The sequence below is a fragment of the Humiphilus diazotrophicus genome (assembly GCF_059726315.1).
The window spans coordinates 156,057-172,981 of sequence record NZ_AP040869.1; the positions used below are offsets into that span (position 1 = coordinate 156,057).

General features: G+C 51.1%; 12 protein-coding genes. 6 read left to right on the forward strand and 6 right to left on the reverse strand.

Annotated features, from left to right (window positions below; translation table 11 throughout):
* Positions 1-16: 16 nt before the first annotated feature.
* Positions 17-268: a hypothetical protein gene (locus tag AC6I7T_RS00575; RefSeq protein WP_497788246.1), complete on the forward strand. Its 252-nt coding sequence runs from the start codon at positions 17-19 to the stop codon at positions 266-268.
* A gap of 91 nt (positions 269-359) precedes the next feature.
* On the opposite strand, the gene AC6I7T_RS00580 is transcribed toward AC6I7T_RS00575, so the two are convergent.
* The 4 genes from AC6I7T_RS00580 to AC6I7T_RS00595 all read right to left on the reverse strand — a co-directional run bounded on the left by AC6I7T_RS00580 (position 360) and on the right by AC6I7T_RS00595 (position 3,539).
* Positions 360-1,124: a phosphotransferase gene (locus AC6I7T_RS00580; protein ID WP_497788247.1), complete on the reverse strand. Its 765-nt coding sequence runs from the start codon at positions 1,122-1,124 to the stop codon at positions 360-362.
* Positions 1,125-1,540: 416 nt separating this feature from the next.
* Complete coding sequence (locus AC6I7T_RS00585; RefSeq protein WP_497788248.1) at positions 1,541-2,365, reverse strand: hypothetical protein; 825 nt, start codon at positions 2,363-2,365, stop codon at positions 1,541-1,543.
* Between the two features lie 30 nt (positions 2,366-2,395).
* A complete protein-coding gene (locus AC6I7T_RS00590) occupies positions 2,396-3,139 on the reverse strand; it encodes a DUF3108 domain-containing protein (RefSeq protein WP_497788249.1) in 744 nt (247 codons plus the stop codon).
* 127 nt (positions 3,140-3,266) lie between these two features.
* Positions 3,267-3,539 carry a hypothetical protein gene (locus AC6I7T_RS00595; protein WP_497788250.1) on the reverse strand — a complete coding sequence of 91 codons (273 nt, stop codon included), beginning with the start codon at positions 3,537-3,539 and terminating at the stop codon, positions 3,267-3,269.
* A 960-nt stretch (positions 3,540-4,499) separates the two neighbouring features.
* Between AC6I7T_RS00595 and AC6I7T_RS00600 the strand changes: the two genes are divergently transcribed.
* The gene (locus AC6I7T_RS00600) at positions 4,500-6,761 is read left to right on the forward strand and encodes an alpha-N-acetylglucosaminidase (protein WP_497788252.1); all 2,262 of its coding nucleotides are present in this window, start codon (positions 4,500-4,502) and stop codon (positions 6,759-6,761) included.
* A gap of 134 nt (positions 6,762-6,895) precedes the next feature.
* Here AC6I7T_RS00600 and AC6I7T_RS00605 read toward each other — a convergent pair whose 3' ends face one another.
* Positions 6,896-7,981, reverse strand: a complete 1,086-nt coding sequence (locus AC6I7T_RS00605) for an SIS domain-containing protein (RefSeq protein WP_497788253.1) — start codon at positions 7,979-7,981, stop codon at positions 6,896-6,898.
* A 469-nt stretch (positions 7,982-8,450) separates the two neighbouring features.
* On the opposite strand from AC6I7T_RS00605, the gene AC6I7T_RS00610 reads away from it, so the two are divergent.
* The 4 genes from AC6I7T_RS00610 to AC6I7T_RS00625 all read left to right on the forward strand — a co-directional run bounded on the left by AC6I7T_RS00610 (position 8,451) and on the right by AC6I7T_RS00625 (position 16,512).
* Positions 8,451-9,449, forward strand: coding sequence for a LacI family DNA-binding transcriptional regulator (locus AC6I7T_RS00610; RefSeq protein WP_497788254.1), 999 nt, complete (start codon positions 8,451-8,453; stop codon positions 9,447-9,449).
* A gap of 277 nt (positions 9,450-9,726) precedes the next feature.
* On the forward strand, positions 9,727-11,604 hold the full coding sequence (locus AC6I7T_RS00615; protein WP_497788255.1) for a glycoside hydrolase family 125 protein: 1,878 nt from the start codon (positions 9,727-9,729) through the stop codon (positions 11,602-11,604).
* A gap of 266 nt (positions 11,605-11,870) precedes the next feature.
* Positions 11,871-14,573: a beta-glucosidase gene (locus AC6I7T_RS00620; protein WP_497788256.1), complete on the forward strand. Its 2,703-nt coding sequence runs from the start codon at positions 11,871-11,873 to the stop codon at positions 14,571-14,573.
* A gap of 10 nt (positions 14,574-14,583) precedes the next feature.
* On the forward strand, positions 14,584-16,512 hold the full coding sequence (locus AC6I7T_RS00625; protein ID WP_497788257.1) for a glycoside hydrolase family 15 protein: 1,929 nt from the start codon (positions 14,584-14,586) through the stop codon (positions 16,510-16,512).
* A 115-nt stretch (positions 16,513-16,627) separates the two neighbouring features.
* Here the strand turns inward: AC6I7T_RS00625 and AC6I7T_RS00630 are convergent, their stop codons facing one another.
* Entirely contained in the window at positions 16,628-16,915 is a 288-nt protein-coding gene (locus AC6I7T_RS00630) for a hypothetical protein (protein ID WP_497788259.1), read from the reverse strand.
* Positions 16,916-16,925: the final 10 nt, after the last annotated feature.

Here is a 16,925-nt window from a genome sequence, read left to right on the forward strand (position 1 = left end):
GGGGGTGATATATAACATGAGCCGTCATGCAGAATTAATCCGCGCTGCTGTAACTGCTACGGAAGCTGGCGGCTGTTCTTCATCATCTCTGGATAACGGGAAAGGTTTATCGGCCATTACGCCAGACGACATTGACCGCTACGGCGGCTGCATAAAAGATTGTCGAACGCCGAGTTCGGTAACTCCGTCCAGCGGGTTTGGCAACTCCCCTTCACAAGAGGGCGAGCGAGGCTGCGGAACAGGTGGCAGCACCGGCTGTGTCGCGTAACGCCCAGCTTGCACCGAGCATACAGATGCCTATTCAGAGCGCGGATGGAAGGGGGCGACAACCTTCGCTCGGCATTTGAAGAACTAATGGTCTACAAGGAAAGAGAGGAGGTTAGTTCGGGTAGATGTTTGTCGATGTATTGACTGGCTCTTAGCCAGTGATCGCCGTGACCCGCTAAGAACATCCCTGCCCAAGGTTGAAGATTGTGTTTTGCTCCAGCCTCAAGCAGCCGATACATCGCAAATGTGCGACGGTAGAGTAGGTTCGGAAACAAGATGCGCTCCTCCGATTGGAGGCCGTACCCATCCAAGAACGTACGAAGGCGGCTTGCATCATTGCTTGGGTTACCACCATCAATCAGAGGGATAAAACTCTGCGCCGCGTAAGCGAGATCCCACAGGCGAGAAGAAGGCCCGCTTCCGTCCCAATCGATAAATAGCCATCTGTCTTCGTTGCGAATGAGGTTCCATGGTCCAAGGTCATTATGGCAGATGAGTTCCGAACGGTCTGGCGGTATTGCCACTTCCCAGGTTTGTGAAGGAAGTATTGGAAAACCTGCCGCGAGATCATGCAGGCTTCTGATAGCGGACGATATTTCAAAGAGTTCTTCGGATGTGAGGGATGCGGGATTAGTTATAGGATTCCCCTCAACATATTCGATCATGTATCTTCCTTGTTCATCGCGTCCTAAGGTGCGCGGAGCATGCAAGAAACCTGACGCAGCCAAGTACGCCAAGAATGCTTCTACGCTTGAGGTGGACTTCGTGACCGGCTTGCGGACAGTCTGTCCGATCCGAACCACCGAGTCGGCCACATTGCCGCCCTTTAGAGGCACCTCGATATCGTCTGAGCGCATAAGAATTACCCACTCTAAAGAATACTGGGATTGGTTCTTGACGCAAAGCAACCTTCTCATGGAAAGCCCCGCTCGGATGGGAAACGTAGAACGCTTTGAGGTTCCCTCAGGCGCCAAGCCAGGAGCTGAGAGTAGGGAGCAAGAAGAGCGCTCATGAGAGCCTTACTTCAACTACCACATTGCCGTAAGTGTGAGCGATGCTTTCGCCTGCTTGCCCCTGACATTTGCCGAGCATTCAGCTGAAATAAGGAAGAAGTTGACGTGTTCTTCGGAACTCCTCCAAAACATATCGTTCGCCGATATAGCGTACTAACCCTTTACAATATAGTGATAAAGCGTCTTCAACTAACCGTATCTCGGACAACCTTCAGGCAAGGTCCGAGCAGTCCGAAGATACCAAGATCATTTACTCCTGGTTACATTGTGGCCACAGAAACGGGTATAGGATCTGGATGCTGGAGCAGAGACATGTATTGGCGTTCTTCTGCATGCACAACGCCAATTTCGGGAGACGATACTTCGACCGGCGTGATGGTTAACAATTCATCGCTCACTGTAATGCCATGCTGGAAAACGGCCTGCCCCACCCAATGCGCCTTGCCATATTTGGTATCAACCCGGATCACCTTACCATCCTTCTTCACCGTAGTTGAGTCATGTTTCCCCTCATAAGGGCCAACTCCCTCGCCTTCTCGCTTGAGGACGACGATACCGCTTACATGATCAACTGACAGAACGGTGATCGTTTGCATCCCCGCTGGACCCAGTTCCCAAGGTTGTTTTAGCTCGACGTTCCATGTCTTTCCCGGAGCTAGCGGACCGATCGGCTTGCCCCAAAATGTGGGATTGTAGAAGGGAGAGCTGGCATCGGTCATCTCATTGCACCGGCCATTAACGCATTGGACGCGCCCATCATCGCGGTACTCGCCTAGCACATTCTCAATGACTGTCTTTCCATCCATTCGCACCGAAAACTTCCACTTGATTGTGGACGGATCGTCGTTTGGCTGGAATATAAATGTCCCGGTAGCTGGCATCTGCACCACGCGCTCATCAAATCCTGTTCCATGTAATGCAATCACGCGATAGGTGATGTCGCTGAGCGTTTGTCCCGGTTGCACGTGTGGGACAAGGACGCTCGCATTATCAGCTTTGAAATCCTTTGGAGATACCGCAAGAGCAACTCCAATCGACAGAAGGAATTGAGCCATGAATTTCGTGCAATGCCTGAAAATGGTCATCTATCACATCCTCCGTATAGAGCAAATCGTCTAGTGAAGGCCGCTGCAGTCTCCGCCCATATGCTGCGACATTGGTCCGGCCAGATACCCAAGGTCTCGGGGCGGATTCTTGCCGATCAGATACTTAACACGTTTGTCGGCCTTCAAACCAGCCTCGAGCACCCAGACATCCACAACACCCGAGGGAGCATCGATCTTTCTTGTTTCCTTCACTGTGACAAGAAATGTACCCTTCCCGCTGTCATACTGATAAGTTGGAATCCGATAGTCTCCGCCCATTTTTAGAGGCAGTGCAGCAAAGGTGACACCCCAGAGATTCCCATCCCATACAGGGCCATCCAATGCAATATCGATAGGTTTCTTGGCTCCATTCACCATCCTCCATCCCGAGATGCGCTGCGCAGCATAATCCAGATGAACGTGTGGCGCTCCGTTGTGATCCGTATCCAGGCGGATCGGGCGAAGATCGCTTCGCCGCAGGAGGAAGCTGTCACGCATGTCGAACTTTCCGCTGGAAAGATGCTGATGCACGATAACGGCTAGCGCATCGACACCGTTCACATCCTGGCGTTGGATGCTCTGGAACACGACGCCAACTGGCTGCTCGTTTCCATCCTGCTTTGCAGTAATCGTGTAACAGAAATCGCCCAGCGCCAACACAGAGCCATCCGGAACGACCGCCGCACTGGACGCGGCAGCCGCATCCTGCCCCGAAGAGCAGCATGGCAGGCACAGCGTGAGAAACACAGCGGCAAAATGAGTAAAGAGTTTCATCTCAAGCTCCTTGAGAAGTCCAATGAATATCTTTTGGCGGTGACCTAATGGGATGGGCCACATTTATCTATTTATATCCTGCATTGCGCAGGTTCTCTGCTTAAAGTTTTCTCCTCACAAAATGTATCTATGGTTTACGGCCGGCATGGTCGCCATCGAATGTGCAGATGCGCTCCTTGGTAAACCAGGCATCGCGATAGCTAATCCATGCACGCTCAGCATCACGAATATCAGTAGGCTGTACAACTCCGATGTCGTTCTTGTGTCCACCTGTGTTTTCCGTGGTGGAGTGATAGACGCGGTTCGGTTCAGCGCCGGTCCTTTGGGCATTGTCGGATGCGCCTTGCGGCAATTGTCCCTTTTCGAAGACGCTTAACTCTTGTTGGAACTTGTTCTTCACTTCGTCGATGGCTTCGATTTCAGAGGCAGCATGGGCTGTGCCGCTGTGGTCGGTTTCGCCATAGCCATGTTTGGCTGCATAGAGGTCGCGAGCTTTGAGAAGCGCGGCAAAGGATGTTTTTTGCTCTACAGTTCACATCTGCGTAAGTTTTTCTCGTTCGATTTCAGCTCTCGCTCTTGAAGGTCGCTTTGTAACGATGCACAGAAACCAGCCATGAAACCACTAGTTGCGTCGTCGCAGAAATTGAATTTACCTTTCGGGGCAGGATTATTTTCGAGAGCCTTCAGGTGTTCGACGCGGCCGTCGTACTCTGCTGGCGCCTATCCCTGTTTGCAGGCAAACAGAATGGCGAGTGGGATATTCTTAGCGACACCCTCCCCATTGGCATAGAGAACAGTGAGAAGTGCAGATCCTCAGAAAATACTACTTGTCGGATGAGGTAAGCCGGATGCGCTCACCTTCAGCCTTTTTCTGAATTAGGGCCTTCCATACACACGAGCTGTACAGACCGGGTTTCCTTACTTAGCCTTCACATTGAGTGAAGACAGTTAGAAGTGGGGTCCCCCGGTCTGTACAGCTCATACACATGTAGTTGCAACGCGTCACATCTAGTGATAAAGTGCACCCATGGCAGCTGAGAGAACATTTAGCGAAAGAGTTCCGGAATTAATCCAGCGGATTCGAGCCGCCGAAGAAGCCGAAGCTAGAAAGCAACCAATCCGTGTTCGTCTCGATATAAACATGCCAATCGGCACGAAAAGGCGCTTGAAGATCGCATCGAAACGCCACAGTGTCACCCAAACTCAAATTATTCTCGGGTTGCTCGAAGAGCATCTACCCAAGTTGCTGGGTACTGAGAATCTCACCCTTTTTGCAGACGAAACTGAATGTGACCAGAGTTAGAGGATTTGACAACGAGGATGTGTCAAAGTTCCAGAACTGAGGAGATCCGGCTGCTCCGTGACAACCCATTCCCCTTTTTCCCCTAGACGTAAGTTGGTTATCCTCATATCTCTCCTATTTATTGTGATCTCATCTAGTCAGCTTCGTCCCGCACGGGCAACCCTCCGCCGTCTCATACCGTTATTGGAACAACAGATCACCTTAACAACTTTGCAGCGGAATGATGGTTGCGACAGCTTCCATATTTCGGGAGTAACTGGACATATCCAGGTTTCGGCTACTAGCAATGTTGCTGCCTTATTTGGAGTGAATTGGTATCTGAAATACGAAGTACACCAACAAATCTCTACTAACGGGGATCAGCTCAATTTCAAAGGTCGTCTTCCGGCTCCGGCGAATCCGATCGAAAAGAAGACATGCTATCGATATCGATATGCGCTCAATGAAAATACAGACGGCTATTCCACACCATATTGGAGCTGGCCCAGATGGCAACGTGAGATCGACATTTTGGCAGCAAGTGGTGTGAATGCAATGCTTGTAGAGCGAGGCATGGATTCAGTGCTCTACGAGACTTTCCGTGACTTTGGCTATTCCGATAGAGAGATTCGCCAGTGGATCACTCAGCCGGCCCATCAGAATTGGCAACTTATGGGTAACCTGTGCTGTTTCGACGAGCCCATCTCACGTCAGCTTCTCGCACGGCGCCTTCGTTCGGCCAGAGAGATTGTTGCCCATCTTCGCGAGCTCGGCATCACGCCTGTGTTTCCCGGCTACTTCGGGATGGTCCCTGCCGATTTTGCGAAACGCCATGCCGGTGCACACGTAATTGAGCAGGGATCGTGGAATGGTTTTGAAAGACCCGGATGGTTAGATCCGCGTGACCCGCTCTTTGCTAAATTAGCCGCATCCTTCTATCGGCATCAGAAGGAGATCTTCGGCGACACCGACATCTACGATATAGAACTGTTTCAGGAGGGGGGCACGCCGGGTAATGTGCCCGTGGCCGCCGCCGCCGATTGCATTCAGAAAATGCTAAAGCGCTCCCACCCCAATGCATTGTGGATGACTCTCGCTTGGCAAAATAATCCCGATCCCGCCTTGTTGTCTGCCGTCGATCGTAGTCACATGCTGATTGTGGATATTGAGCAGGGGCGGACTCCCCGGGAACAACGCGAGCACGATTTTCTCGGTGCAAACTATCTCTTTGGAGGACTCTGGAATTTTGGTGGACGCAGTACTCTGGGTGCAAACCTCTACGACTATGCTGTCCGTCTTCCTCGGTTGGGTTCGCGTCCCGATAGCACAATGATAGGGACAGCACTCTTTTCGGAGGGCCTCGATAACAATCCTGCGGCGTTCGATTTGTTCACGGAGATGGCTTGGCGTACTGAGCCCGTAGACTTGGTCGAATGGGCCGGCGAATATGCACAGCGTCGCTATGGACGCGACGACCCGCATGCACGTGGTGCCTGGCGGATTCTAGTAGAGACAGTATACGGAGGACGAGCGGATGGAATTGCAGATCATGGCGAACGCGATGCCCCACCGGAATCTCTTTTTAATGCACAACCACGCCTCGATGCGGTATCCGCATCTTCCTGGGCTCCCGATCAGCTTAGGTACAATCCAGAGAAATTTGCTCATGCTCTTGCCGAACTGCTGCAGGTAGGGCCTGATATCCGCGCTAACCCCACTTATCAGTACGATCTTGTCGACGTAGCGCGTCAGACTCTTGCTAATTGGAGTCGGAAAGTGCTTCCACAGATCAAAGATGCTTATGCCCGTCGCGATCAAGCGGGTCTCCACATACTCGCGGACCGGTGGCTATCCATGATGGATCTGCAGGATAAGTTGCTGGCAACAAACAGTTCATTCCTCGTTGGCCCATGGCTCGCAGCTGTTTCTCCATGGGCTTCGGGTAAGCAGGAACGCCAGCGATTGCAGTATGATGCGCGATCAATCCTTACTACATGGGGTAACCGGACCGCCAGTGAAGCGGGCCTAAGAGATTATGCCAATAAGGACTGGGCAGGGCTGACTCACGACTACTATCGCATGCGCTGGCAGATCTATTTTGATGACCTTGAGCACTCGCTAAAGGCAGGAACTCCGCCTCGACAAATTGACTGGTTTGCCGTTGGCGAGAGCTGGAATCGAGCAAGGACACAATATCCCCTGCAAGCTCGCGGCGATTCCTGGTCCGCTGCTCTAAAAGTGGCTGAGGCCTTGGGAATTGCACTTTCCAGGCCTGCTGGATTTGATCTCCATCCTTCCAATGGCTACGCCAAAGAACAAAACATGCCACCGGGACCATAGCAGCAGACCAGACAACGTAGCCGAGTGTTGCAGGGAAAGGAGGCGAAGTCCATTTTCCGGATATTCGGTAAGTGCACCCCAGATTCCCCAAAGTACGGGAGTCGTGAGGACGTAAAGAAGCCAGCGAGCGGACTTCACCGGGGGTCTCCTTGAGTCAATTTGCTCTCACCGCTTTGGAGAGACAAGCCACCTTCATCGGTAACAATGTAGGAACAAAGGCGAAAAGAATCACAGTCTCTTCCTGCAAGCCGTGCCAATCGCTCAGCAGCAATCTGAATAGGTGCGATATCAATAACGAACTGCCATTCTGAAGAAACAACAGGAAGCCTGAGGTAGACATCGGCAAAAGGTGCTTCAACTGGCTGGCCGATCAACAGTACCTTTGCACCAAGAGTTTGTAGATCCCGAGCCAGCATTAAGTCTTGTTCTAGCAGATGGTCCTTATCCAGCCATATCGCAATTCTCAGACCAGATCTGACCATCTCCTGAGGACCATGTCGGAATCCTCCAGTTGTCAGCGCTGTGGCAACACTTTTTGCGGCTTCCTCCCACAATAACCGTGCTTCATTACAACTTGCTACACTTGTTCCCCGGGCAAGGAAATAGTACGGGGAATCGATACCGAGCCAATCACTGGCGTCAAGTTGTTGGGTCCAGTCAACAATCAACTCCTGAACACCTGCGAGAGCCGCATCCAGAATGTTCTGAATCTGCTCTAATTCTTCTCTACACGAAAGAGCGGCAAGCAAACAACCTGCTAAAGCAATTCCGGAGTACATAGAGACCGAAACATTGGTATCAAAGGGAGATTCGAGATCGATGACACAATCCGATTCAAGTGCCATTGGACTGCGGGAGTCATTGGTGATTGATATGATCGTAATATTCCGCTGGTGAAACTCACCCAAGAGATCGACAACCTCTTTACTCTTTCCGCTGCGGGATAAGAGCAGGACACAAGACTGTTCCGGTAGAACGCCATAATACAGCAGTTCACTGGCATCAAGAAGTACAGCAGGTCGTTTGCGCGCATGAAAAAAGGACGCCACGGCCATCCCTGCATGCCAGCTTGCCCCCATTCCCACAATATATAGAACCGGATATCGAGATAGAATTTCCGCAGCATGCACATATTTACTTTTATTCTTACCAATTGCGGAAGATAAGATATTCCGCAATGTGCTCGGTTCCATTTGAATGTCTTTGAAAAAATGAGTCATCGTCAAAATCCCTGAATTAATTCTGTTCAAAACATATCGGAACCGCAGATCTGCCCTGCGATTCCGCCAGCATGTCTAAGACTGGCAATCGGAGGGGGCGCAAACTATTTAGGAAACCGATTTCAGAAACCGGTTTCCATTAGCGCACTGGAAACCGAAAATTGTCAATAGCTCATTTCGAAGATGCTGAATTCAGCGGAGATCGCCTTCCGTTTAAAAAGTCGATGAGCATCAAGGTTCGAGATGACACTTAGGCCGATCTTTATGCTCGAGCTCATGTCGGGGTTCGGCAATTTTGACTTTTATCCCTGAATTTCCGAGGAAAAACATTCAATTCTGCAATCAATGTAGTCGTCTGAAACAGCTTTCATATAATATTTCCACGACCGGTCAAACGGGTAAAACCGAGGCGGTCCTAAAAACGTAGTCAGAGAGACAGGTGTATCCGATGGTCTACACGATGAGGGATGTGGCACGAAAAGCGGGGGTTTCCCTGGCAACAGTGTCGCGTGTCCTCAACAATACCCATTACATTGCCGAGGACACCCGAAAACGCGTGCTCGAGGTAGTTGATGAGCTTAATTACTACAAGAATATTCATGCCCGAAGGTTGGCGACCGGCAGAAACAATCTCTTTGGTCTAGTTATTTCCGATATCGCAAACCCTTTTTTCCCAGAAGTCATCCGGGGCTTTCAAAAAGCGGCATGGGATCGCGGATTTGATGTCCTTCTCCTGAATACCGAATACAGCAAAGCACGTACCGAGTCGATCGTTCGAAAGTTTGTCGAGAGCGATGTAAGCGGCGTAGCCATCATGACCTCTTCGATCGATGACACTGCTACGCAGGAGCTTACGAATACTGGTATCGGAGTGGTTTTCAATAATCTTTGCCGGGCGGATCAATATGTCAGTAACATCACGGTCAACTATGATATGGGTATTGCGCAAGCAGTGGATCATGTTGCGCAGCTCGGTCATCAGCGTGTCGCGGTAATTGCTGGACCGGAAGATAACCGTACCGCTCAAATGATTATGCGAACCCTCGTTTCACGGCTGGAACGGAAAGGGATGGAGCTGTGTCCTTCAAAAAGTAGCCGCTATTGTGTGGATGCAGGGGCCCTGGCGGTCAAAGACATACTGAATACTCCGGAGATTCCAACGGTCATCTTTTGTGGCAGCGATCTTATTGCCATGGGCGCAATAAGTGCTTTGGAAGAAGCGGGAGTGAGAATACCAGACGATATCTCTATCGTGGGCATCGACAACATCTCATTTTCGACATTGACCCGGCCGTCGCTTACCACAATCAATGTGCCGAGAGAGAAGCTTGGAGAAACAGCTTTCTTCGCCCTAGAAAAGATGCTTCAATCGAAACGCCACCGTGGCGCTGAGTATTCATTAAAAACAGAGCTAGTCATACGCAAATCTACCGCGCCTCCACGACAAAATCGGAAGCTGAAATTGTAATGGAAACTCTCTCTGCACCAGACGAAGGTATAGTGCGATCACTCATTACTGGATGGAGACCTGAAGAGTGGATTGCCTATGCATGTAAAAAGAACATCTTTAGTTTTCTGCGTGCCTTTCGGAAAGCAACATTTCTGCAAAAAGGCTGTATAGGTTTATCGATTTCCGGGAAAGAAAGTTCACTTGCATGCCTCTAAGAATCCAAGCCTCTCGGCATATTTTCCGTAGTCTGTGTCTTGTTCTTCTTTCTTCCATAACCTGTGTGAGCTGTATGGCAATGGAAACACAGAAAATTCCATTGACCTTGAAGCCAGACGATGTAATCCCAACCGGTAACGAGTGGATCTCGCTTCCGGACATACGGGCACTCGACGGCGCTTTGAACAGCTTCAATGTGCTTTCACTCAGGGACCGAGGACTCCTGCAAGTTACCGGAGAACAGGGTTCTCCAGTACTGCAGCCATATTTTACTGTCGATGGCAAGCCCCTTCCCTTTCGCAATCCCCGCTGGGAGCTAATCGAGTACTGGATACCGACGGCACACCTCACGGTTAACGGAATCGAGATGACGCTTACCTATTGTGCGCCTGCAGGATCGAGAGCAGCATTTGTGCGTCTTACAGTTTCCAATCACCAAAAGACAGCAGTTTCTGTTTCTTTGGGGATGAAAGCATCATGGGGCGCTCTGAGTCGAGTAACCTATCTTCCCGTACTCATGCGTGGCGATCGAACCGTTGCCCCCGCAACTTGGATGGATAAAAGCGAGGTCTTTAGCTTCGTTACACGTGACACTCATTTTGCCTGGTCCATAATTCACCCTGAGTCAGAAGGGAAAGTGATAGCACCGCCGCTTTCGCTCGCTCCCGGAATTGATGCCGCACATGCTGCGAACTTGGCACCTGGAAGTAGTACAGAAGCTCTGTTTGTGGTGGGAGTTGGAGTAGAAGAGTTTAGCGCACCACATTCGGCCAAGGCCCTGCGCGAAATGCTTGACAGGGCCGGCGCAAATAAGGTGATCGAAGATGCAGCTGCCTGGTGCCATCAGCGAATCCGTACCACCGGACAAACGGATCTCGATCTCCTGATGAATCGTAACCTCCTCTTTACCGCCTTTTATGCCTGGGGAAAGACAATTGACACTGAGCAAGTGGTAGGTGTCACTTCCCGTAGCCCTCGTTATTATGTCTCAGCAGCGTACTGGGATCGCGATGCCATGTTGTGGAGCTTCCCCGGACTACTCGATATTGATCCGGTACTGGCACGGGAGGCTCTCGATTATGCTCTGGGTCCACAGCTACGGAATACGGGCACACACAGCCGCTTCATCGATGGCATTGTGCTTGAAGATGGCTTCCAACTGGATGAAGGTGTTGCACCTCTTGTGGCCCTGGCTGCCTACGTCAAAGCGACCGGGGATGACGTATTTCTGCGGGCACATCGCGAGGCCGTATTCTTTCTCCGTGATCGATTACTGACCCGATATGATTCCGATTCAGGACTGTACTCGTCATTGCAGGATTCACAGGATGAATATCAAAAGAAGCCATTCCTGATCTATGACAATGTCCTCACCTGGAGAGCTTTGTCGGATCTGGAAATGCTCTTCAAACACCTAGGCGAACCGAAGACCGCAAAAGAAACCGCCTCCCGTGCAGAAGACCTACGCAAGGCAATCTTGAAAAATGGCGTCTTTGCCAATCCCTCTGCTTCTGAAAACAAGATGTTTGCTTTTGCTACCGACAATAAAGAACCTCTGTTCGCCGATGTACCGCCGGGATCCTTGATGAAATTGCCGGCGCTTGGCTTTGTGTCAGAGAGCGATCCCCTCTTTCAGCACACATATCAATGGCTACACTCTTCGCAATATCAGTATTCATACTCTGATCGGGAATACGGATTACCAGGCAGTTATCGGCTTCCGTTCACAACCTCCTGGGCAGTAGCCGACCATCTGCTATTAAAGCAGGGACACGACCGGGCCTTGAAGATCCTGCGAGAGAGTAACTGGGATGGCGGCATTATCTCGGAAGGGATCGATCCGATGACTGGAGTGATGGATAAGGATGGACGTGCCTTTGCGACCGCTGCCGGTTATGTAGCCCATGCCATCTGTGAATCGGCGTGCATTGACAAAAAAAGTAGGACTGGAAAGTAAGTCACTCAAGAGGCAGAGTCAATGCATAAGTACCGAACCCAATTCCGAACGAGAGGACATTTACTCTTCGTTCTTTCGTTCTCCTCTCCAGGGTCCACTGTAGCTAGGACCAGGGATGGAATATCCCAAGGAAAAACCGTCAATGGGGAGCCTCAATTATGCTGCTGCATTGCATAGGTTCTCTGCTTCCCAGTAAGTTGTTGTGATCTTAAAGATTGAAAGCTGAATCCGTTATGGAGCTTCTTCTCACAAAAAGCAAAAATGGAATGCGACTGCAGAATCGTAGCTGGATCCGCACGGTATGGGCCGTCTTGGTGCTGGCCACGCCGCTGATAACAACGGCACAGAAGGTTCCAGTGTTAACCGGCGACGAACGGGTTGACAAACTTCTCAGCCAAATGACACTCGAAGAGAAGTTAACCCTGATTCATGGAACGCAAGAGGACCCAAAGGTCTACCAGGGACAGGCTGGATATCTGGGAGGCATTCCCCGGTTAGGTATTCCGGGGCTACGCTTCGCCGATGGACCACCAGGAGTATTGACCCGGCATCCATCGCAGGCTGAAACCGCAACCATGGGCGTGGCAGCTACTTTCAACCGCAAGATGGCTGAGGCAAATGGAATCGTTATAGGCCGTGAAGATCGCGCTTTAGGCATCGATGTTTCACTCCAACCTTTTGTCAATATCGACAGGGATCTCGAATACGGTCGTGGCTATAACACCTTTGGCGAAGATCCCTTCCTAACCGGAGAGATCGGAGCCTCAGAAATCAAGGGGATCCAATCGCAGCATGTAATGGCGCAGGTCAAGCATTTCGTCGGCTACGATTCCGATGGCACCAGCACCTGGATCGACGATCAGACCCTTCATGAAGTTTACGTAGCTCCTTTCGATGCCGCCATTCGCGCCGGGGTAGCGTCGATCATGTGTTCCTATAACCGGCTTAACGGCACCTATGCCTGTGGTAACAAGGCCACCCTGACCACAATCTTGCGCAATGAGATAGGGTTCAAAGGTTTTGTTACTTCTGACTGGGGTGCTACCCACGCGGTCAACTTTATCAATGCCGGGCTGGACATGGAGATGCCTGGTGAACCACCTCTGAATTCAACATCGTGGACTTTGCCGACTTTCTTTGATTCGCGGCCGATGCCGCCGCCACCGCCTGCCCGGAAACCAGATGCAGACGATGTTGGTGGCGACATGTTCGGCGGACACATGCCTGAGGAGCCTCAACCGGAGCAGCCGAAACCCGATGACACGGATAGCAATTCCGATCGCAGGAAGATGCCGCAGGCACTGAGAGATGGAACCGTGGATGAGGCTGCGATTACACGCGCCGCAGGACACGTGCTCTATGAGATCGTTCACTTCGGCTATCTCGATGGCCTCTCCAAACACGAGGTTACGGCTCAGTCTATCGAAGAGAACGCCAACGTCATCAGGAAGACAGGCGAAGAAGGTGCCGTACTCCTCAAGAACGATGGCCGTGCGCTGCCTCTGAAAGCCGCCGATCTGGATTCAATTGTCTTGATTGGACCTACTGCCCGGCAAATCGATGCTATTGGAATTAATGGCGAGTGTGCTGTGGGACTGCCTGGACGCCAGGTGGGTCCGCTGGATGCACTGAAACAAATCTCCGGGAACAATAGAATCCGCTTTGCGGTAGATGACGATATGGACGGGGCACTCATCCCCTCTAGCGCATTCAGCCACGAGGGGAAACCGGGGCTCTTGCGTATAGTTTCATCGGGTAATCCGCTAATAGACCCGCAGATCGACTTTACCAATGCCAACGGAAAGGCTTTGCCGCCCAACTCCACAGTTACATGGAAGGGACAGCTATCAATACCCCATGCGGGCGACTATTGGATTTACCTGCAGGCCCTGGGAACAAATGCCCTCATCAAGCTGGATGGCAAAGGTCTCGCGGGAACGGGTGCCTCTCAGGGTGGAGATCATGGAGACATCCTACAGGCCAACCAGGACAATGCAATTCCCACCACCGATGGACTCGATAATGTTCGGAGAGCTATTCATCTAGTCGCCGGTTTGCATGATATTGAGGTCAGCACCAGTCCGGACACTTCCAATGCGCCTGTACAGGTGAGGCTTAACTGGTATACACCAGAACAGCGTTATGCCGATCATCAAGCTGCTATTAACGCAGCTAAGAATGCGAAGATCGCAGTTGTCTTTTTGTGGACACGGCTCCAGCCAGTCTTCGGGTTACCCGGAAAGCAGAACGAACTCGTTGAAGAGATTGCTGCCGTTAGCCCCAACACGATCGTGGTTCTCAATACCAGTCAGCCTGTAGCCCTGCCTTGGATCAACAAGGTGAAGGCGGTGCTGGAGATGTGGTGGCCCGGAGACGAGGGTGGATGGTCTACAGCCAATCTGCTATTAGGAAAGACGAGTCCTGCCGGACGCCTCCCCATTACCTGGGCGAAGCGAATCGAGGATTATGCTGCCACGGATCCCAGATATCCTGAGCGCTCAAAGAAAGGAATCAATGGCAAAACTATCTATAGCGAGGGTATCCATGTCGGTTACCGATGGTTCGATAAAGAGAACATTCAGCCGCTGTTTGCTTTTGGTCACGGACTGAGCTACACAAGCTTTGCCTACTCCAATCTAAGGATTGAGAAGCTGGCAGATGGTGGACTCGCAGTTCACGTGACCATCAAAAACATCGGCCCAAGAGATGCCGACGAGGTCCCCCAGGTTTATCTCAGCGCTCCAAGCATTCTTCCAGAGGGAGTCCAGTTCCCTGTTCGGGCGCTCGCCGGTTTCGAACGCGAGACAATTCCTGCCGGAGTTTCAAAAGACGTCACGATTCTCGTAGCCCCGCGTCAGTTACAGTACTGGTCAACCAAGGAAGCAAAGTGGATGGTGGCCCCAGGCAAGCGGACGCTGAGCGTTGGTGCCTCCTCTCGTGATTTGCGCCTGGAACAAACGATCGACTGAAGAGGTGATTATGTCCATCGTACGTTTTCTTAGCCTTCAAGTTTGCATCTGTTTCCTCTCCTGCTTGCCAGCCGCCGCAACCAATCTGGTTACCGGCAATGGTTTCGGATTTGCGGTGGTATCCCCTGAAGAAGCATCTGTGACCAAGTTCTATGCACATCCGTATAGCTTCGTCCGACCAGATCCTCAACACCCCTTGAGCGAGGGAGTTGCCACTGCGAACTTCCTCAAGAGTCTTGTTTGGAGCGGTCCGGACACCCACAAAGCAACAGCGAGCTATGAGCAAGATTCCCATGTAATCCATATATCCAACAGCAACGGCGAGGGATTCGTCTTCATGCCTTTTGGACTACAACAAACGGCGCTCGTCATTGACTGGGCTTCATCTGCCAGAAGCCTGGGTTCTGGTGGATGGAAAGTTGAATGGAATCGGACTGTTCAATCGCACCGCGTTGTGCGTGTAGGCAACAAGGAAGTGGAGCTGTTGAAATTTGATGGCGTTGAGGAATCTTTGTTGCTCTTTCCTCTGGGAACGAAAAGAACAGAACCAGCAGAGAAACAGCAATGCCTTGCCGGCCGTCGGGCATGGGTACTTGTATCTTTGGAGAGCAACACGGATTTGGAACCAGCCGTTCAAGCACTCAAACAATGGCAAGCAAATTTGCAGCCGCAAGAACTGGTACAGCGGGAGATTACGACACTTGAAGCCTGGCGTGTAAAAGCACCTGCAACTCTGGCCGGAGAAAATGGACGGCATCTCTGGCGGCAGAGTGAAGTAATGCTTCGCATGGCACAAAGTCGGGAGCCCAATCGTCCCGGAAGAAACAACAATGGCCTTATTGTGGCCAGTCTGCCGGATGGCATCTGGTTTACTCCGTGGGTCCGTGATATGGCTTGGGCCACGGTTGCGTTGGCACGAATGGGACACCGAAACGAAGCACGAGCTGCTTTGCTCGCCTACTTCAATGCTCAACCTACGGGGAAGATGCATGAAGAGACTAGGGGAGCCGATTACCAGATCTCCGTAGTCCGTTATTTCGGGGATGGTTCTGAGGAGCCATTCTTCTCTATGGAAGGTAGTACAAATATAGAGTTTGACGATTGGGGTGAGGCACTGTGGGTCTTAGGCGAATATTTGCATTGCTACGACGATCTCGCATTACTCAAGACACACACCTATCGTGGCTCCCTATACGAAAGTGCCCGGGATTATGTAGCAAAACCACTGATCAAGAACCTGGAGAAGTTTGAAGATGGACTGATTGTGGCAGCAGACACTTCCATTTGGGAGGAGAGGCAAAAAGACAAAAAGCATTTTGCGTTTTCGACAGCTGCAGGAATTGTTGGACTAAAAGAATTTGCCGAGGTCGCACACCGTTCGGGAGACGAAGCGACTCGATCGGAAATCCTTAGCTATGTCTCCCTGCTCGAAAAAGGATTCAATGCAGCATTCATTCGAAACGGAAAGCTACATGGAACCCTGGAAGAAGGAATGAAGAACGACATCGATGGAGCCTTGTTAGAAATTATCCATCTCGGAGTTGTGACTGACCCGGCCGTGGTGAAGAACACTGTAGAGAGGATGGAACTTCTCAAAGTGGATTCTGGAGGCTACCGCCGTGTTCGTACTAACTATACCGATCCGGCAATCTTTGAATATTGGTATGAACGGCAGGAATTTCTGTTTGTCGACTTTAGCTTAGCTGCGGTGTACCGGCACCTAGGCCGCAGTGCCGAGGCAACAATCATTGTCGATCGCATCACGGCCAAAGCTGCCGTCGATTTTAACCTTATTCCTGAGATGTACGTTTCCGTGCCCTGCGAGCTCTTCCCTGGCAAAATAGGCGATCCAACAGGCTCCAAACCCATGGTTGGTTACGGTGCCGGAGCATATATCATTGAGATCCTGGAGCGGGAACAATCGGAACACAATAAGTAGTTAAAGATCATTATTCCCGAGGGGGGACGCAGCTCGCCTTGTTTTGTAGGTAGAAAAGACGGGTGCTCATCTGATTCTGAAACACTCCATTGGGAACACGATCGTCAGAACGATATTACGAAGAGGAGCTTTGCTCACTCGCTACCGTGTCGCTACTTTTTGTACGAAAGGATCGTGGAAGGTCCTGGACATTGTATTCAACACCTGAAGCTGCAAGCTCCCTGGCGATCCTTTCAAGAGGAGCCCTTTTCGCCAGCATCTTTTTCTCGGCTTCTTCACGATCTGCAGGCGTGGCGAACGCTACGTAGTTGTTGAGATAAGCAAGTTTGCGATCATATAGATCAATTTCCTGATGAAGGTCTCGCAGGAAGAACTTATCGTGTCGGGGTGTGGGCTTTTTCATGAATTTCCTT